Annotated in this window: 17 protein-coding genes and 1 riboswitch; of the genes, 8 read left to right on the top strand and 9 right to left on the bottom strand. The window is 64.7% G+C overall.

Annotated features, from left to right (window positions below; genetic code table 11):
• Window positions 1-162: 162 nt before the first annotated feature.
• From RBA40_RS18005 to thiC, 9 genes are all read right to left on the bottom strand, one after another.
• A complete protein-coding gene (locus RBA40_RS18005) occupies window positions 163-1,269 on the bottom strand; it encodes an S-(hydroxymethyl)glutathione dehydrogenase/class III alcohol dehydrogenase (protein ID WP_306649146.1) in 1,107 nt (368 codons plus the stop codon).
• Between the two features lie 89 nt (window positions 1,270-1,358).
• Window positions 1,359-1,769 carry a response regulator gene (locus tag RBA40_RS18000; protein ID WP_306649145.1) on the bottom strand — a complete coding sequence of 137 codons (411 nt, stop codon included), beginning with the start codon at window positions 1,767-1,769 and terminating at the stop codon, window positions 1,359-1,361.
• Between the two features lies 1 nt (window position 1,770).
• A complete protein-coding gene (locus tag RBA40_RS17995; RefSeq protein ID WP_306649144.1) occupies window positions 1,771-2,358 on the bottom strand; it encodes a response regulator in 588 nt (195 codons plus the stop codon).
• A gap of 295 nt (window positions 2,359-2,653) precedes the next feature.
• On the bottom strand, window positions 2,654-3,289 hold the full coding sequence (locus RBA40_RS17990; protein ID WP_099874343.1) for an ANTAR domain-containing response regulator: 636 nt from the start codon (window positions 3,287-3,289) through the stop codon (window positions 2,654-2,656).
• Between the two features lie 36 nt (window positions 3,290-3,325).
• Entirely contained in the window at window positions 3,326-3,973 is a 648-nt protein-coding gene (thiE, locus tag RBA40_RS17985; RefSeq protein WP_306649143.1) for a thiamine phosphate synthase, read from the bottom strand.
• A gap of 20 nt (window positions 3,974-3,993) precedes the next feature.
• Window positions 3,994-4,731: a bifunctional hydroxymethylpyrimidine kinase/phosphomethylpyrimidine kinase gene (thiD, locus tag RBA40_RS17980; protein WP_306649188.1), complete on the bottom strand. Its 738-nt coding sequence runs from the start codon at window positions 4,729-4,731 to the stop codon at window positions 3,994-3,996.
• Window positions 4,732-4,748: 17 nt separating this feature from the next.
• Entirely contained in the window at window positions 4,749-5,555 is an 807-nt protein-coding gene (locus tag RBA40_RS17975; protein ID WP_306649142.1) for a thiazole synthase, read from the bottom strand.
• 17 nt (window positions 5,556-5,572) lie between these two features.
• Window positions 5,573-5,779, bottom strand: coding sequence for a sulfur carrier protein ThiS (gene thiS, locus RBA40_RS17970; RefSeq protein ID WP_099882074.1), 207 nt, complete (start codon window positions 5,777-5,779; stop codon window positions 5,573-5,575).
• Window positions 5,780-5,781: 2 nt separating this feature from the next.
• A complete protein-coding gene (thiC, locus tag RBA40_RS17965) occupies window positions 5,782-7,707 on the bottom strand; it encodes a phosphomethylpyrimidine synthase ThiC (RefSeq protein ID WP_306623641.1) in 1,926 nt (641 codons plus the stop codon).
• Between the two features lie 70 nt (window positions 7,708-7,777).
• Window positions 7,778-7,883: riboswitch (TPP riboswitch) on the bottom strand.
• A 378-nt stretch (window positions 7,884-8,261) separates the two neighbouring features.
• Here thiC and RBA40_RS17960 point away from each other — a divergent pair.
• From RBA40_RS17960 to RBA40_RS17925, 8 genes are all read left to right on the top strand, one after another.
• A complete protein-coding gene (locus RBA40_RS17960) occupies window positions 8,262-9,827 on the top strand; it encodes a S8 family serine peptidase (RefSeq protein ID WP_306649141.1) in 1,566 nt (521 codons plus the stop codon).
• An 86-nt stretch (window positions 9,828-9,913) separates the two neighbouring features.
• Window positions 9,914-11,041 (top strand): MGDG synthase family glycosyltransferase, encoded by a 1,128-nt coding sequence (locus RBA40_RS17955; RefSeq protein WP_306649140.1) that lies wholly within the window; start codon window positions 9,914-9,916, stop codon window positions 11,039-11,041.
• A 20-nt stretch (window positions 11,042-11,061) separates the two neighbouring features.
• Complete coding sequence (locus tag RBA40_RS17950) at window positions 11,062-11,706, top strand: SRPBCC family protein (RefSeq protein WP_306649139.1); 645 nt, start codon at window positions 11,062-11,064, stop codon at window positions 11,704-11,706.
• A 90-nt stretch (window positions 11,707-11,796) separates the two neighbouring features.
• Window positions 11,797-14,607 (top strand): valine--tRNA ligase, encoded by a 2,811-nt coding sequence (locus RBA40_RS17945; protein WP_306649138.1) that lies wholly within the window; start codon window positions 11,797-11,799, stop codon window positions 14,605-14,607.
• A gap of 321 nt (window positions 14,608-14,928) precedes the next feature.
• On the top strand, window positions 14,929-15,615 hold the full coding sequence (locus RBA40_RS17940) for a hypothetical protein (RefSeq protein WP_306649137.1): 687 nt from the start codon (window positions 14,929-14,931) through the stop codon (window positions 15,613-15,615).
• Window positions 15,616-15,781: 166 nt separating this feature from the next.
• On the top strand, window positions 15,782-16,234 hold the full coding sequence (locus tag RBA40_RS17935) for a DUF2147 domain-containing protein (protein WP_306649136.1): 453 nt from the start codon (window positions 15,782-15,784) through the stop codon (window positions 16,232-16,234).
• Between the two features lie 136 nt (window positions 16,235-16,370).
• Window positions 16,371-16,742: a VOC family protein gene (locus RBA40_RS17930; protein WP_306649135.1), complete on the top strand. Its 372-nt coding sequence runs from the start codon at window positions 16,371-16,373 to the stop codon at window positions 16,740-16,742.
• A 33-nt stretch (window positions 16,743-16,775) separates the two neighbouring features.
• Window positions 16,776-17,531, top strand: coding sequence for a hypothetical protein (locus tag RBA40_RS17925; protein ID WP_306649133.1), 756 nt, complete (start codon window positions 16,776-16,778; stop codon window positions 17,529-17,531).
• Window positions 17,532-17,567 lie beyond the last annotated feature (36 nt).

Here is a 17,567-nt window from a genome sequence, read left to right as displayed (position 1 = left end):
GCCGGGTCAGCACCGTCAAGCGCGGCTGCGCGCTTGACGGAATCGTGTCTGCCCGTGGTAGAAAATCGATTCTGCCAGTGGCAGAAACGATGGCACTGCGCCTGGGGCCTGATGTTGCTGCCAGGCGCGCCAGCCGCGATTCCTCCCTGTTAGAGCAGGCGCTTAGTACAGTACAACCGAACGGATCGACTCGCCGCTCTTCATCAGGTCGAAGCCTTCATTGATGCGTTCCAGCGGCAGCCGGTGCGTGATCAGGTCGTCGATGTTGATCTTGCCTTCCATATACCAGTCGACGATTTTCGGCACGTCGGTGCGCCCGCGCGCGCCACCGAAAGCCGAGCCTTTCCACACACGCCCGGTCACCAGCTGGAACGGACGGGTCGAAATCTCCTGCCCCGCCGCCGCCACGCCGATGATGATCGACTGGCCCCAGCCCTTGTGCGACGATTCGAGCGACTGGCGCATGGTGGTCACGTTGCCGATGCACTCGAAGCTGTAGTCGGAGCCGCCGTCGGTCAGCTCGATGATCGTATCGACCACGTTTTCCACCTTGGACGGATTGATGAAGTGGGTCATGCCGAACTTGCGCGCCATCGCTTCGCGCTCGGGGTTCAGGTCCACGCCGATGATCTTGTCGGCGCCGACCATTTTCGCCGCCTGGATCACGTTCAGGCCGATGCCGCCCAGGCCAAACACCACCACGTTGGCGCCCGCTTCCACCTTGGCGGTAAACAGCACCGCGCCCACGCCGGTGGTCACGCCGCAGCCGATGTAGCAGATTTTATCGAACGGGGCATCCGAGCGCACCTTGGCCAGCGCGATCTCGGGCACCACGATGTAGTTCGAGAAGGTCGACGTGCCCATGTAGTGGAAAATCGGCTTGCCGTCGATCGAGAAGCGGCTGGTCGCATCGGGCATCAGCCCGCGCCCCTGGGTCGAGCGGATCGACTGGCACAGATTGGTTTTTTGCGACAGGCAGAATTTGCACTGGCGGCATTCGGGGGTGTACAGCGGGATGATGTGGTCATCCTTGCTCAGGCTTTTCACGCCCGGACCCACGTCGACCACCACGCCGGCGCCTTCGTGTCCGAGAATGGCGGGGAAAATCCCCTCGGGGTCGGCGCCCGACAGGGTGTAGTAGTCGGTGTGGCAAATGCCGGTGGCCTTGATTTCGACCAGCACCTCGCCCTCGCGCGGGCCTGCCAGGTCGACTTCTTCAATCGTCAGCGGCTGGCCCGCCTTCCATGCAATCGCTGCCTTGGTTTTCATGTTGTTCCTGTCCCTCAGATGATCGGATCGCGCCGCGCGGGCGCACTTGCGCCATCATATCAAGCTGGAACCAAGCGTGCATCTTCCGTTCACGCCACGGCAAGCGCGTGCTGCTCCCACAGCGAGTGCAGCTGGCCGGTCAGGCGCAGCGGCATCAGGGGCTTGGGAATGACCCCGATCGCCCCCGCCTCGGCATAGCGCCGCACGTCCGCCTCCGACGTCAGGCCCGTCACGAACAGCGCCGGCGTCTCGGCCAGGTGCGGCATGCGGCGCAGCATGGCCAGGGTGGCGAGGCCGTCCAGTTCGGGCATCATCACGTCCAGCAAAATCAGGTCGGGCCTGAAATCCATGGCCGCCAGCAGCGCTTCGCGCCCGGAGCCGCAGTCGCGCACCTCGAATTTGCCGATCACCTCCAGCACCAGCTTGGCCGTGGTGCGCACGTGCAGGTCGTCTTCGACGTACAGGATGGACTTGAGGCCGTTGTTGATGCCGGTGTCCATCCTAATCCCCCGCCGTCATGCCGGGTGCAATCCCGAGCATGGTCGAAATGGTGCTCCACAGCTGGCGCGGCGAGGTCCATGGCTTGGGCAGGAAGGCGCGCACCGGGTCGCGCGCGTCGGGCAGGCGCGCCGAATACACCAGCAGGGGCGTCGTCAGCAGCTCGGGCAGCAGCGCGCGGCCGTCGCCGTCGGACAGGCCGGGATCGAGCACCACCAGCGAATACAGTTGCGTGCCAAGCAGGTGGCGCGCCTCGGCGATGGTGGCCACGTGGGTCACGCACGCTTCCGGCTGCAGGAGCGTGGCCAGCACCAGCGCGGTCTTTTCATCGCTGTCGATGTGCAGCACACGCGGCACACTGCGAACGACGCTCTCGCGGTCGCCCGGGCCGGCATCGGCCCTGGAGCCGAGTACCAGCGCCGCGTCCATCAAGGGCGCGGTCAGGCGCGGTGCCTCGGCGTCCAGGGGGATAAAGGCGAAACCGACCTCGCGCCGCCGCGGGGTGTGGGAAAACAGGGTACGGCGCTCTTTGGCCACCACTTGCGGGCCAGCGTCGGAAATGCAGAGTTTGTAATTAGCGGTCGCTTTCATGACGACCTCCTTTCTGTACCGGTTCGATCGACATCCTGAATCGCACGGCAATAGCGCAAGCGTGGCGACATCAGGGGAACAATCGGCGGAGTTGGGCCGAAAACATCTATCGGCCGCAGGGGAAAGGCGGCGCTGAAAAGGGGCGGACAGGAGCGGGTCAGGGCTCAGTCACGCAACAACCATATAAAGAAATGCAACTCACAGGACCAAGTGTAGCAAAGTTTTGCTCTACGGGAACAGTGTGCAAGTTTTTTATTTTGAAAGCGTCCGCAACACGCAACGCCTTCGCGTCGCATCACTTCGATTTGAGACGACTGGCAAATCCGGCATGCAAACTGTTCAACGTTTCTTCGGCGGCCAGCAACTGGTCTGCCACTTCGTTGATCTTGCGCCGGCTCGAACGCGCGTGGTCGCGCATCACCTCGAAGGCGGTGTTGCGGTCGGTCTGGAACTTGCCCATCAACAGGCCGACGGCCAGGCTGGTTTCGCGTCCGGCGGCCAGGGCGGCGTTCAGGTTCAGTTCCGTGCGGCGCAGCTGGCGGATATCGTCGGCGCGCGCAAGACCCGCCTCGAAGGCTGGCATCAGGCGCTCGGCGTCGACCGGCTTGACCAGGTAGCCGAGCGCTCCGTAGGCGGCGGCCTGCTTGCTCGATTCGCTGTCGCCGATGGCCGACAGGAACATGAATGGCACCGTGGTGTGGGTCTTGAGGTGGTGCGCCAGTTCCAGCCCGGTCATGCCGGGCATGGTGATGTCGAGCAGCGCCATGTCCGGCTCCCCCGCGACGATCTGCTGCAGCGCTTCTTCGCCGGACGACGCGGTCACCGTGTCGTAGCCGGCGTGGCCGATGACTTCATTGAGAAACTGCAGGAGCAGCGGATCGTCGTCGACGATGAGGATGCGGCGTTTCGCGACAGGGGCGGAATTTGGCACGGAAGTCCTTTTACGCTATGAAGAAGTGTAAAAAGATTATACGGCCCCGGTCCCGTTCGCGCACGTTTTCCGCTGTGCGCCGAACAAGGCGTCGAACTGGCGCGCGGCGGCGCCCGGATCGGCGCTGCCATAGACCGACGTAATCGCCGCCACCATGTCGGCGCCGCGTTCGACCAGCGGCACGGCGTTACGCGGCGTCATGCCGCCGATGACGACCAGCGGCAGCGCGATCTGGCTGCGCGCTTCCAGCAGAATATCCGGCGCGGTGGTGAAGCTGTAGCGCTTGACCGGCGAGGGATAGAAGCCGCCGAAGGCCGCGTAGGTGGCGCCATCGCGTTCGGCCGCGCGCGCCAGTTCCAGGTCGCCGTAGCAGGAGGCGCCGACGATCTTGCCGGGTCCCAGGGCGGCGCGCACCTGCGCCACGGAAGCGTCGGTGCCGCCCACGTGCACGCCGTCGGCGCCCAAGGTCAGGCACAGGTCGAGGTGGTCGTTGATGACCAGCGGACGGCCGTAGCGGCGGCACAGCGCCAGCAGCGCCGCACCCTGGCGCCGGCGCAGATCCGGGCTGGCATCCTTGTGGCGGTACTGGACCAGCGCCACTCCGCCATCGAGGGCGGCGCGGGTGCAGTCGAGCAGGCGTTCGGTATCGTCCCAGTTGGGGGTGACCAGGTAAAGTCCGCGCATGGGGAGTGTCGCTTTCAGTTTCATAGTAAGGAAGGTAAGCGCTGTGGAATGCGCTGCCCGGCGCCGATCGCGAACGATTGCGCCAGGCTTTGGTGGGTATAGGACTGGCCGCGTTCGAGGGCGTCAAACATCGATTCGCCCAGCGCCAGGCGGGCGGCAATCGCCGCCGCCAGGGTGCAGCCGCTGCCATGAAATTCGCCGGGCAGGCGCGGCCAGCGCCACGCGTGCTCCTGGTTCCCGCTACGCCAGCGGTTGACGACATCGGGACCCTCGCCGTGGCCGCCGGTGACCAGCACATGCGGGCACGCGAGCTGGCCAAGCGCTTCCGCTTCGCGCAGGTTCGGCACCACCAGCGTGGCCACGGCCAGCAGGGGCATGAGCGCCGCCAGCGCGTCGCCGCGCGCCAGCGCGTCGCCATGGCCGCTGGCCAGCACCGGGTCGAGCACCACCGGAAGCGCGGGATGACGCTGGCGCAGTTGCACGATCAGCGCGGCAATCGCTTCGGCGTTGGCGCGGTTGCCGGGGATGCCGAGTTTGACGGCTTTGACCTCGACCGTGTCGATCAGCGCCTGCGCCTGGCGCGTGAGCAGGGCGCAATCGACCGGCACCACGTCGTGCACGCGGTTATGGTCCTGCACCGTCAGCGCGGTGACCACCGGCAGCGCGTGCGCGCCCTGGGCCGCGATCGCGGTCAGGTCGGCGGCGATGCCGGCGCCACCCGACGGATCGAGTCCGGCGAACACCAGCACCGTCGGCATGAACGCGCCCTGCCCTGTCACGCGACTTTGCCGGCCGCCGGCGAGGACGGCACGGCGGCGAAGCGCTTGGGCATGCGGCCGGCCAAAAACGCTTCGCGCCCGGCCTGCACCGCCAGGCGCATGGCGCCGGCCATGCGCACCGGATCGCGCGCGCCGGCAATGGCGCTGTTCATCAACACGCCGTCGCAGCCCAGTTCCATGGCAATCGCAGCGTCCGACGCGGTGCCCACGCCGGCGTCGACTAGCACCGGCACCTTGGCCTGCTCGATGATCAGCGACAGGTTCCAGGGATTGAGAATACCCATGCCCGAGCCGATCAGGGACGCCAGCGGCATCACCGCCACGCAGCCGATTTCTTCCAGCAGGCGCGCCTGGATCGGGTCGTCGCTGCAGTAGACCATGACGTCGAAGCCGTCCTTGACCAGCGCTTCGGCCGCGATCAGCGTTTCGGGCATGTGCGGGAACAGGGTCTTTTCGTCGCCCAGCACTTCGAGCTTGACCAGGTTGCGTCCGCCCAGCAGCTCGCGCGCCATCTGCAGGGTGTACACCGCATCTTTGGCGTTGTAGCAGCCGGCCGTATTGGGCAGGATCGTGTACTGGTCGGGCGGCAGCACGTCCAGCAGGCTGGGGGCGTTGCGGTCCTGGCCGATGTTTACGCGGCGGATCGCCACGGTGACGATTTCGGCCTGCGCGGCGTCGGTCGCCTCGCGCGTTTGCGCCAGGTCGCGGTATTTTCCGCTGCCGACCAGCAGGCGCGAACGGTAGGTTTTTCCTGCGATGGTGAGGACGTCGCTGGCGCCCCCGTTGTTATCGTTCATGTTCATTGTCGATTCCTTATCTGTCAGCCGCCGCCGATGGCGCGCACGATCTCGATTTTGTCCAGCGCCAGCACCGCGCGTTGCGGCCATTGCTGGCGCGGCACCACCTGGCGGTTGACCGCCAGCGCCATGGCCTGCCCGGGCGGCAGGCCAAGTTCCTCGACCAGGTCGAGCAAGGAGGCGCCCGGCGCCACGCGCCGTGCCTCGCCATTCACCTCGATCTCGATCACGGTTACACCTTTTTATAGAGCTCACCGCCCTGGCGCACGAATTCGATGGCTTTCACTTCCATCCCCTGGCGCAGCGCGCTTTGTTCGCTCACGTTCATGGTGGCGGCGTAGTCGCGCACTTCCTGGGTGATCTTCATCGAGCAGAAATGCGGTCCGCACATCGAGCAGAAATGCGCCACCTTGGCCGAATCCTTCGGCAAGGTCTCGTCGTGGAATTCGCGCGCCTTGTCCGGATCGAGGCCCAGGTTGAACTGGTCGTCCCAGCGGAACTCGAAGCGCGCTTTCGACAGCGCGTTGTCGCGGATCTGCGCGCCCGGATGGCCCTTGGCCAGGTCGGCCGCGTGGGCGGCGATCTTGTAGGTGATGATGCCGTCCTTGACGTCATCCTTGTTCGGCAGGCCCAGATGCTCCTTCGGCGTGACGTAGCACAGCATGGCGGTGCCGTACCAGCCGATCATGGCCGCGCCGATACCCGAGGTGATGTGGTCGTAGCCGGGCGCGATGTCGGTCGTCAAAGGCCCGAGGGTGTAGAACGGCGCTTCGCCGCACTGGTCCAGCTGCAGGTCCATGTTCTCTTTAATGAGCTGCATCGGCACGTGGCCCGGGCCTTCGATCATGACCTGCACGTCGTGCTTCCAGGCGACCTGGGTCAGTTCGCCCAGGGTCTTCAGTTCGGCCAGCTGGGCTTCGTCGTTGGCGTCGTAGATCGAACCCGGACGCAGGCCGTCGCCAAGGCTGAACGAGACGTCGTAAGCCTTCATGATGGCGCAGATGTCTTCGAAGTGCGTGTACAGGAACGATTCCTTGTGATGCGCGAGGCACCACTTGGCCATGATCGAGCCGCCGCGCGAGACGATACCGGTCAGGCGCGAGGCCGTCATCGGCACGTAGCGCAGCAGCACGCCGGCGTGGATGGTGAAGTAATCGACGCCTTGCTCGGCCTGTTCGATCAGGGTATCGCGGAAGATTTCCCAGGTCAGGTCTTCGGCCTTGCCGTTGACCTTTTCCAGCGCCTGGTAAATCGGCACGGTGCCGATCGGAACCGGGCTGTTACGGATGATCCATTCGCGCGTTTCGTGAATGTGCTTGCCGGTCGACAGATCCATGACGTTGTCGGCGCCCCAGCGGATGGCCCAGGTCATTTTTTCGACTTCCTCGCCGATCGACGAGGTCACGGCCGAATTGCCGATGTTGGCGTTGATCTTGACCAGGAAATTGCGGCCGATGATCATCGGCTCGACTTCCGGATGGTTGATGTTGGCCGGGATGATGGCGCGTCCGCGCGCGATTTCCTCGCGCACGAATTCGGCGGTGATGGTGTCCGGGATGCTGGCGCCGAACGACTGGCCCGGATGCTGGCGGCCCAGCAGCTGCGCGCTGCGCTTGCCCATCGGGCCGGACGCTTCGAGCTCCTGCAGGTACTCCTGGCGGCGCAGGTTTTCGCGGATCGCCACGTATTCCATTTCAGGCGTGATGATGCCGCGGCGCGCGTAGTGCATCTGCGTCACATTGGCGCCGGCCAGCGCGCGGCGCGGGGTGCGCTGCAGCTGGAAGCGCAGCGCGGCCAGCGCCGGATCGTCCAGGCGCGCCTGGCCGTAGGCCGAGCTGGGGCCGGCCAGTTCTTCGGTGTCGCCACGCTCCAGAATCCACGGCAGGCGCGGGGTACCGAGACCCGAGCGGATGTCGATCTGCGCTTCCGGATCGGTGTACGGGCCGGACGTGTCATATATATACACGGGCGGATTCGGTTCGGCGCCAAATGAGGCGGCGGTATCGGACTGGCTGACGGCGCGCATCGGCACGCGCAGGTCGGCGCGGCTGCCCTGGGCATAGACTTTGCGGGAATTCGGGAAAGGCGCGATGGCGGCTTCGTCCACCGTGGCGGTGGCCGAATCGAATTTGAGCGGGGTTTTAAGCGGTGCGTTCATGTGGCTCCATTGCGTGCAGGAGCCAGCAAAGGAGTAGGAGCGGCCGGGATGGCAGCCGTGACGGCGCATCCATGGAACTCACTGGCTTCCCTTCGCTGGCATTATCCAGATCAGGTTCAGAGGGTGTTTCTCACCCGCGCGTCGCTCAGCGACTTGCAGGACCCCTAGCGTGTGCCGCCTTGCGGCAGCGTGCGCAATTATACCTGTTGATCCGCCCGACAAGATGGCTTTTTCGGCACGCCATTCGCGGTGATCTGCCACAACACCCGCCCGAGCCGGAATGGGACACTGAACCGTTGGCTTGCCCGCCATGATTGCCAATTCGACCAGATCGTTGCCGTGGACGCGCAAAACCATAACACCAATTTTCACGGCAGGCGGTGAGCGCACGGCAGGACTACTAATTTCCAAGATAAAACAACAGTTATCGAAGCGATCAAATATCTTGATTGATTGCTCTAATCGTTTCCCAATACACTTAATTTCTGGTCCCATGGGCACGCCAGTCACCAACGCCTGCGGCACCCTTGAAACGATCATTCCGGAGAACTGCCATGATGCATACCAAGCCTGAAATGTCCCCCATCGCCAGCGCCGTCAAATTGTTGTTGGCGACCGTCGCCGCCGGTGTCGTCACGCATGCGTCCGCGGCGGCGGACACGACCCGCGTGATCGTCGCGTTCAAGCCGGGCAAGGCGGCCATCGTCAAGGCGGCGGTGGCGGGCGCTCACGGTGCGGTCAAACACGAGATCCACGGCATGAATGCGATGGCGATCGAGGTGCCGGCCAAGGCCCTGAACGGACTGCTGCGCAATCCGAACGTCGAGTACATCGAGGAAGACGTGGTGCGCAAGGCGTTCGCCCTGACGTCGGCGTCGACCGGCACGCCTTATGCGACCGGCCAGCTGGTGCCGTACGGGATCAAGCTGGTGCAGGCCGACCTGCTGCCGGACGCGAACGCCGCCAACCGCAAGGTGTGCATCATCGATTCCGGCTACGACCGCGCCCACGAAGACCTGAGCGCCAACAGCGTCGCCGGCGAATACGATGCCGGCACCGGCAACTGGTACACCGACGAAAACCATCATGGCACGCACGTGGCGGGCACGGTCGCGGCCGTCAACAACAGCGGCACAGGCGTGGTGGGCGTGAACGCCAACCGGCTTTTGAAACTGCACATCGTGAAGGTGTTCGGCGCCGCCGGCTGGGCCTATTCCTCATCCCTGGCGACGGCCGCCAACAAGTGCGGCAGCGCCGGCGCCAACGTGATCAGCATGTCGCTCGGCGGCGGGCGCCCCAGCAAGACCGAACAGCGCGCCTTCGATGCACTGGCCGCCAAGGGGGTGCTCAGCATCGCCGCAGCGGGCAACGATGGCAATACGGTGGTCTCCTACCCGCCCGGCTACAGCAGCGTGATGATGGTCGGCGCGCTGGACGAGAACAAGGCCTGGGCCAGCTTCTCGCAGTACAACAGCAAAGTCGAAATTTCCGGCCCTGGCGTGGGCGTGCTCTCGACCGTGCCGATGAACAGCGGCTCCACGCCGGCACTGACCGTCGGCGCCACCGTATATGCGCCGGGGTCGATGGACGGCTCGCCCGTGAAAACGGCCACCGCGCCGCTGGCCGACTTTGGCCTGGGCGACAAGGTCAACGCCGCCGTCTCGGGCAAGGTGTGCCTGATCGCGCGTGGCACCATCGATTTCGCCACCAAGGTCGCCAACTGCCAGAACAGCGGGGGCGTGGGCGCGGTCGTGTACAACAACGTGGCCGGCGCCTTTACCGGCACGGTCGGCACGGCCACGCTCATTCCATCGGTGTCGGCCTCAAGCACGGAAGGCGCGCAGCTCAAGACCCAGCTGGGCCAGAGCGCCACGGTGGCGGTCAAGCCGGCCAGCTACGCCTACTTCGACGGCACCTCGATGGCAACCCCGCACGTATCGGCGGTGGCGGCGCTGGTGTGGAGCTACTTCCCGACCTGCAGCGGCGCCCAGATCCGCACCTCGCTCGGCAAGAGCGCGCTCGACCTGGGCACGGCGGGACGCGACACCAAGTTCGGTTTCGGCCTGGTGCAGGCCAAGGCCGCCTACGACCGCATCAAGTTGATGGGTTGCGGGAATTGATCTGACGCCGGACCTTGCGGAGATGGTACGCTGGTAGACTTTTGTTTATCCGGGGCGCCTGGCGCCCCTACCATCTCCGGGCAAGTATGACTAAAAAGATTTTGCTGTTAAGCGTTTCCGCCGGCGCCGGCCATATGCGCGCGGCCGAAGCGATCCGCGCCCACGCGGCGGCGCCGCCGGGCGGCATCGAGGCCACCCATCTGGACGTGATGGATTACGTGACGTCCGGCTTTCGCAAGATGTACACCGAGTTCTATCTGAAGCTGGTCAACAAGGCGCCGGCGCTGTGGGGCTACCTGTACCAGGCCAGCAACGATGCGCGCCCGGACAGCACCATGCAGCAGTTGCGGCGCGGCCTGGAACGCCTCAACACGCGGGCCCTCATGCAGGCCATCGAGGACGCCCGGCCGGACGCCATCGTCTGCACCCACTTCCTGCCGGCCGAGATTCTTGCGCGCGCGATCCGCAAGCGCGGCTTCACCTGCCCGGTGTGGGTGCAGGTGACCGACTTCGACCTGCACCGCATGTGGGTGCACGAGAACATGGCCGGCTACTTCGCCGGCAACGAGGAAGTCGCCTACCGCATGCGGCGCTGCGGCATTGCGCCGGAACGCATCCACGTCACCGGCATTCCGATCATGCCCGCCTTCGGCCAGGTGCCAGAACGCGCCGCCTGCGCGCGCGAATTCGGGCTCGATCCGGACACCACCACCTTTTTGTTGATGGGCGGCGGCGCGGGCCTGGGCAGCCTGGAGACGGTGGCCGAACGCTTGCTAAGCCTCGACGGCACCTTCCAGCTGATCGTGTTGGCCGGTAAAAACGCCAAGGCGCTGGCCGCGCTCAAGCTGCTCGAAGCGCGCTTTCCGGGACGCCTGCTGGCGCAGGGCTTTACCGATCACGTGGAGCGCCTGATGGCCTGCGCCGACCTGGTGATCACCAAGCCGGGCGGGCTGACAAGTTCGGAATGTCTGGCCATGGGGCTGCCGATGATCGTCAATTCGCCGATTCCGGGGCAGGAGGAGCGCAACGCCGACTACCTGCTCGAACAGGGCGTGGCACTCAAGGCGGTCGATGGCCCGACGCTGGAATACCGCATCGCCCACCTGCTGGCGCATCCCGGCCAGCTGGCCGCCATGGGCGAACGCGCGCGTGCGCTGGGCCGCCCGCATGCGGCCGGCGATGTCCTGACCCAGGTGCTGGGCCAGCCGGCATGAGTGCACGCGGACGGATTACCATGAACGCCACCTACCTGACCAACACTGAAGAACGCCTCATGACCACGACCAGACTATTCTTGTGCGCGGCGCTGTCCGCCGCCTGCGCCGGCGCTTACGCGGACGCCGGCATCGACACCGCCAAACTGACCGAGACGGCGGTCTCCATCGCCGACGTCAGCAAGGCCGGCCACCCCGGCAAGGCCTTCATGGCCGCCACCATCATCAACGCCCCCGTACCGAAGCTGTGCGCGATGATCCAGGATTACGCGGCCTACCCGAGCTTCATGCCCAACGTCGAGAAGGTGGCGGTGCTGCGCAAGGATGACGCCTCGCAGGTCGACATGACGCTCAAGCTCCCGCTCGGGAAGGTCAAGAAATACCGCCTGCGCATGGAGCCCAAGGTCTCCGCCGCGCAGTGCCAGCTGTCGTGGAAAATGCTGCCCTGGGAAGGTTTGAAGGCCGAGGAAGCGATCGCCGATACCACCGGCTACTGGCTGCTGGTGCCGCACGGCGCGGACAAGAACAAGTCCGTCGTCAAGTACATGGTGTACACCGATCCGGGTCCGGTGCCGATGGGACTGGGCTGGATCGTCGACAGCATGAGCCGTGGCAGCATGCCCAAAACCCTGGAAGCGCTGCGCCAGCGCGCCGCGGCGCAATAACTGTCGGCGGCCAGGCCGGCCGGCATTCCGGGCTGCGGCTTGGCGGCAGTCCTCTATAATGAACGTTTTCGCAAAAATACACGACAAACCATGGAATTAGACAAATCTTTCGAGCCCGCCGACATTGAACGATTCTGGCGCGCGGAGTGGGAAAAACGCGGCTACTTCGCCGCGACCACCGACGCCGACAAGCCGTCGTTTTGCATCCAGCTGCCGCCGCCGAACGTCACCGGCACCCTGCACATGGGCCATGCGTTCAACCAGACCATCATGGATGGCCTGACCCGCTACTACCGCATGCGCGGCTTCAATACCGCCTGGGTCCCCGGCACCGACCACGCCGGTATCGCCACCCAGATCGTGGTGGAGCGCCAGCTCGATGCGCAGAAAATCTCGCGCCATGACCTGGGCCGCGAGAAGTTCGTCGAAAAAGTCTGGGAATGGAAAGAAAAGTCCGGCAACATCATCACCGGCCAGATGCGCCGCATGGGTACCTCGCCCGACTGGTCGCGCGAATACTTCACCATGGACGAACCGCGCTCGAAAGTCGTCACCGACGTCTTCGTGCGCCTGTTCGAGCAGGGCCTGATCTACCGTGGCAAGCGCCTGGTGAACTGGGACCCGAAACTGGGCACCGCCGTGTCGGACCTGGAAGTGGTGTCGGAAGAAGAAGACGGCTCGATGTGGTACATCCGCTATCCGTTCGCCGACGGCAGCGGCCACCTGACGGTGGCCACCACGCGTCCTGAAACGCTGCTCGGCGACGTCGCCGTGGCGGTCGATCCGACCGACGAGCGCTACGAGGCGCTGGTCGGCAAGATGCTCAAGCTGCCGCTGACGGAGCGCGAAATCCCGATCATCGCCGACGAATACGTCGACAAGGCCTTCGGCACCGGCTGCGTGAAGATCACCCCGGCGCACGACCTGAACGATTACGCGGTCGGCCAGCGCCACAAGCTGCCGATGATCTGCGTGATGACGCTCGACGCGAAAATGAACGAGGAAGCGCCGGAAGCCTACCGTGGCCTGGACCGTTTCGTGGCGCGTAAAAAAATCGTGGCCGACCTCGATGCGCAAGGGCTGCTGCAGGAAGTCAAGCCGCACAAGCTGATGGTGCCGCGGGGCGATCGCACCGGCGTGGTCATCGAGCCGATGCTGACCGACCAGTGGTTTGTCGCCATGACCAAGCCGGCGCCGGAAGGCACGTTCTTCCCGGGTAAATCGATCGCCGAAGTGGCGCTCGACAAAGTCGCCCAGGGCGAGATCAAGTTCGTGCCGGAGAACTGGAATACCACCTACAACCAGTGGCTCAACAACATCCAGGACTGGTGCATCTCGCGCCAGCTGTGGTGGGGCCACCAGATTCCGGCGTGGTACGACGACGCCGGCAATATCTTTGTGGCCAAGACCGAGGAAGAAGCCAAGGCCAAGGCGCTGGCGGCCGGCGTGACGGCGCCGCTGCGCCGCGACGACGACGTGCTCGATACCTGGTTCTCGTCGGCGCTGGTGCCCTTCTCCACCATGGGCTGGCCGGAAGAGACGGTCGACCTGAAAACCTTCCTGCCATCGTCGGTGCTGGTGACGGGCTTCGACATCATCTTCTTCTGGGTTGCGCGCATGGTCATGATGACCGCGCACTTCACCGGCAAGGTGCCGTTCGAGACCGTGTACGTGCATGGCCTGGTGCGCGATTCGACCGGCCAGAAGATGTCCAAATCGAAGGGCAATACGCTCGACCCGATCGATCTGATCGACGGCATCGACGTCGAAGCGCTGGTCGAGAAGCGCACCACCGGCTTGATGAATCCGCGCGACGCCGAAAAGATCGCCAAGGCCACGCGCAAGGAATTCCCGGAAGGGATCGCGGCCTACGGCACCGATGCGGTGCGCTTCACGATGGCCAGCTACGCTTCGCTGGGCCGCAACATCAATTTCGACCTGGGCCGCGCCGAGGGCTGCCGCAACTTCAACAACAAGCTGTGGAACGCCACCCGCTTCGTCCTGATGAACACCCAGGACAAGGATTGCGGCGTGCCGGCCGATGCCGACCTGTCGCAGGGCGACCGCTGGATCTTGTCGACCATGCAGCGCGCCGAAATGGAAGTGGTCAAGGGCTTCGATGACTACCGCTTCGATAACATCGCCTCGGCCATCCACAAGTTCGTGTGGTACGACTACTGCGACTGGTATCTGGAAATGGCCAAGGTACAGATCCAGCACGGCAGCGAAGGCCAGCAGCGCGCCACCCGCAATACGCTGCTGCGCGTGCTGGAAGTGATCCTGCGCCTGGCGCATCCGATCATCCCGTTCGTGACCGAAACGCTGTGGCAGACCGTCGCGCCGCTGGCGGGCAAGCAGCTCAACCCGGCCGGCGACTCGATCATGGTGCAGCCGTATCCGGAAGCTAATCCCGCGCTCATCGACGAGCGCGCGGAAGAGTGGATGGGCCAGCTCAAGGCGCTGACCGATGGCACCCGTACCCTGCGCGGCGAGATGAAGCTGCCGGAGTCGATGCGCGTGCCGCTGATCGTGGAAGCGGCCGATGCCCCCGACCGCGCGCGCCTGGAAAGCTATGCCGCTTATGTGCAGACCCTGGGCAAGCTGTCGGAAGTGAACATCGTCGACACCTTGCCGGAGTCGCCGGCGGCGGTGGCGGTGGTGGGCGCCACCAAGCTGATGCTCAAGGTGGAGATCGACGTGGCGGCGGAACGCGAGCGCATGGCGAAGGAAATCGCCCGCATCGAAGGCGAGATCGCCAAGGTGAACGGCAAGCTGGGTAACGAAAGCTTCGTGGCGCGCGCGCCTGCGGCGGTGGTGGCGCAGGAAAAAGAACGTCTGGTCAATTTCTCGGCAACAATCGAGAAGCTGCGCGAGCAGCTGGCCAAGCTGCCGGCGGCATAAGGCGCCGTGTAGCGCGCTTCAAGTCGCGCACCCCGTCTCCCCGCGCCAGCGCCAAACCCGGCGCGGGGGGCATGTTCATGCGAGCGCCGCGCGAGCCGGCGCGTTCCTGATTCGTTCCGCTTCGTCGGCGTTCAGCGTCGACCGATTCCCTGTTGCCCGGTCCCGCGTGTGCGCGCACGAGCGGCATTTTTGGCGCGCAGGACAACATCATTCAACGGTCCACGCAGGCGGCAAACACCGTCTGCCGGGCCAGCGGCGTTGTCACGATGGATTTCCACGGACTCGCCGCGCACAACGATTTTTTTAAGAAGAAGGTATTACATGAAACATACAACCTGGGGCATCGCCCTGTCCTGCGTCCTCGTTGCCGGCTGCGGTGGCGGCTCGTCCGATAACAATACCGCGCCGGCGAAGCCCGTGGTGGTGCCGGCGGCACCCGCCTTCGCCGACTGCTACGAGCGCACGCCGGGCGTGAAATTCACGACGACCGACAAGTACACCCACATGATCGTCCAGGAGATGTTTGAAGGCGTGATGGCGTATGCCGACGTCTATCTGCGCGAGAACGGCACGCGCATGGGCGCAGTCTACAATGCGTTCGACGGCAAGGTCTTCACGCCGCTGGGACTGATCGGGTACAATGAAGCCGGTGTGTACGAGGACAAATACGTCTATTCCAAAGAGGCGGCCGTGGTCTTGAACAAGGTACCGGGCCAGGCCATCGGATCGCAGTTCACCGAGACGATTACCAGGGCCAACTCGCTCACCACCGAAGTCAGGGCCGTCAACGATGAATTGACGTTCGCCGGATTCGAGACCATCACCGTGGCGGGCCGGATCTTTGCCAATACCTGCAAAATGACCGGAGCGTCCGATGTCCAGGGCCAACTTGTCGTGGGCTGGATGGCGAAAGGCTTCGGCTGGATCCGCTCCGAAGAACAGAGCGCCAAGGGCACGCTGGTGGCCGGCACCCGCAACGAGATCGTCGCAATCATCACGGCACCCTGAGTGCCGCGGGTGGCCCCGGTCCCGGGGCTGCCTCATCCGGGGACGGTGCGCGCCGTGCCCGGTCCCGCTAAAAGCCCTCACAAGCTGATACAAAGTTGTGGCTCCAGTGCAAAGCCAGTTTGCTACACTAGCAACGCTGGACAAACCAACAATACTGGAGACACCCATGAAAGCACTTACAACAACCCTGATCGCCGCAATGCTGGCCATGGCGCCGGCACTGGCCTTGGCGCAGGAAACAGCGTCCCCGGTCGGCCTGTGGAAGAACATCGATGACGTGACCGGCAAGCCGAAGGCGCTGATCCGCATCAGCGACAACAACGGCGAAATCCAGGGCAAGCTCGAAAAACTGTTCCGCCCCGAGGGCACCGACCAGAATCCCAAGTGCACCAAGTGCGAAGGCGCCAACAAGGACCAGCCGATCCTCGGCATGACCTTCATGAGCGGCCTGAAAAAAGAAGGCGACGAGTACACCGGCGGCCAGATCCTCGACCCGGACAACGGCAAGGTCTACAAGAGCAAGCTGAAAGTCGTCGAAGGCGGCAAGAAGCTCAACGTACGCGGCTACATGGGCATGCCGGTGTTCGGCCGTTCCCAGGTGTGGGTGCGCGAAGAGTAAGCGCCTTTCCCGCCTGTTGCGCGCGGCGTCGACCGGCATTGTTGCTGGTCGCTAATCCTGATAGTATTCAAAGAACAAGGTTGCCATGGAAGCCATGGCGACACTTTCATCACGTTAACTCTCCACCGGACCTGACATGATCATCGACCATCTTGGCTTTGCAGTAAGCGACTACGACCAGAGCAAGACTTTCTTCGGCAAGGCGCTCGCGCCGCTGGGCATTTCCCTGGTAGTGGAAGTCAAGGGCTGGGCCGGCCTGGGCAAGAACGGCAAGCCGGAATTCTGGTTCGGCCAGGGCGGCCCGGTCCAGGGGCAGATGCATGTGGCCTTCGTGGCCGACAGCCGCGAACAGGTCCGCCAGTTTTACGCCGCCGCGCTCGAAGCGGGCGCCAAGGATAACGGCGCGCCGGGCATCCGCGCGCACTATCATCCGGACTATTACGGCGCCTTTGTCATCGGTCCCGATGGCCACAATATCGAAGCCGTATGCCACAAGGCCGAACACTAGGCGGGCGGCACGCCGGCCCTGCGTGAGCACCCCATGAGACGACGTCCCGCCGTATCGCAGCGCGAGCGCGACGTCGAGCGCCTGCGCGGCAAGCTCGAACGCGACAGCTATCCGCGCTTGCAGATGCTCCTGCTGGTCACGCTGACCGGCGCGGCGGGCTTTCTCGCATCCTTTCTGCTGCTCTTGGCCGGGTTGCAGAGCATGTGGCTGCGCTATCCGGCATCGATTGCCGTCGCCTATCTCGCCTTCCTTTTTCTGCTGTGGCTCTGGCTGCGCTGGTCCGGCGCCGACATCGGCGACGGCGGCCTGCCCGACCTGGCACCGTCCGGGCGCGGCTCCGATGCCGCTTGCAGCGGCGAGGGCGGCAGCTTCGACGGCGGCGGCGCGAGCGCCGATTTTGAGCCGCCCGGCGACGGGGTGATGTCGGACGTGAGCGACACAGCGCTCGAAGCGGTCGGCAGCGCCGAAGAGCTGCTCATTCCGCTGGCGCTGCTCGTGGCCATTTGCGCCGCCATCGGGACAGCCATCTTCATGATGTTCTCGGTGGTGGCCTCGGCGCCGCTGCTGTTCGCCGAGCTGCTCGTCGACGGGCTGCTTTCGGCCAGTCTGTATCGCCGCCTGCGGGGCCTGGACCGCGCTCACTGGATCGAACCGGCCATCCGGCGCACCGGCTGGGGGTTCCTGGCCGCGGCGCTGACCATGGCCATTGGCGGCGCGGTGCTGACGCTATACGCACCCGGAGCGCATTCCATCGGCGAAGTCATTGCAAGCAAGCGCGCGCCGCGCTGACGTGCATGCCGGCTGTGCGCCTTACGGCGGGGCCTT

Source organism: Massilia pseudoviolaceinigra (assembly GCF_030846505.1).
GTDB classification, from domain to species: domain Bacteria; phylum Pseudomonadota; class Gammaproteobacteria; order Burkholderiales; family Burkholderiaceae_D; genus Telluria_A; species Telluria_A violaceinigra.
The sequence above is the reverse complement of the archived record's forward strand: the minus strand, read 5'-3'. Positions and strand labels throughout refer to the sequence as shown.

Excerpts from the sequence above, each read along its gene's own strand:
- RBA40_RS17940 (WP_306649137.1), top strand. The coding sequence starts at position 14,929 with ATGAAACATACAACCTGGGGCATCGCCCTGTCCTGCGTCCTCGTTGCC.
- RBA40_RS18005 (WP_306649146.1), bottom strand. The coding sequence starts at position 1,269 with ATGAAAACCAAGGCAGCGATTGCATGGAAGGCGGGCCAGCCGCTGACG.
- thiE (WP_306649143.1), bottom strand. The coding sequence starts at position 3,973 with ATGCGCGGACTTTACCTGGTCACCCCCAACTGGGACGATACCGAACGC.
- RBA40_RS17975 (WP_306649142.1), bottom strand. The coding sequence starts at position 5,555 with ATGAACATGAACGATAACAACGGGGGCGCCAGCGACGTCCTCACCATC.
- RBA40_RS17925 (WP_306649133.1), top strand. The coding sequence starts at position 16,776 with ATGAGACGACGTCCCGCCGTATCGCAGCGCGAGCGCGACGTCGAGCGC.
- RBA40_RS17945 (WP_306649138.1), top strand. The coding sequence starts at position 11,797 with ATGGAATTAGACAAATCTTTCGAGCCCGCCGACATTGAACGATTCTGG.
- RBA40_RS18000 (WP_306649145.1), bottom strand. The coding sequence starts at position 1,769 with ATGGACACCGGCATCAACAACGGCCTCAAGTCCATCCTGTACGTCGAA.
- thiC (WP_306623641.1), bottom strand. The coding sequence starts at position 7,707 with ATGAACGCACCGCTTAAAACCCCGCTCAAATTCGATTCGGCCACCGCC.
- RBA40_RS17995 (WP_306649144.1), bottom strand. The coding sequence starts at position 2,358 with ATGAAAGCGACCGCTAATTACAAACTCTGCATTTCCGACGCTGGCCCG.
- RBA40_RS17960 (WP_306649141.1), top strand. The coding sequence starts at position 8,262 with ATGATGCATACCAAGCCTGAAATGTCCCCCATCGCCAGCGCCGTCAAA.
- RBA40_RS17935 (WP_306649136.1), top strand. The coding sequence starts at position 15,782 with ATGAAAGCACTTACAACAACCCTGATCGCCGCAATGCTGGCCATGGCG.
- RBA40_RS17950 (WP_306649139.1), top strand. The coding sequence starts at position 11,062 with ATGAACGCCACCTACCTGACCAACACTGAAGAACGCCTCATGACCACG.
- thiD (WP_306649188.1), bottom strand. The coding sequence starts at position 4,731 with ATGCCGACGGTGCTGGTGTTCGCCGGACTCGATCCGTCGGGTGGCGCC.
- RBA40_RS17955 (WP_306649140.1), top strand. The coding sequence starts at position 9,914 with ATGACTAAAAAGATTTTGCTGTTAAGCGTTTCCGCCGGCGCCGGCCAT.
- RBA40_RS17930 (WP_306649135.1), top strand. The coding sequence starts at position 16,371 with ATGATCATCGACCATCTTGGCTTTGCAGTAAGCGACTACGACCAGAGC.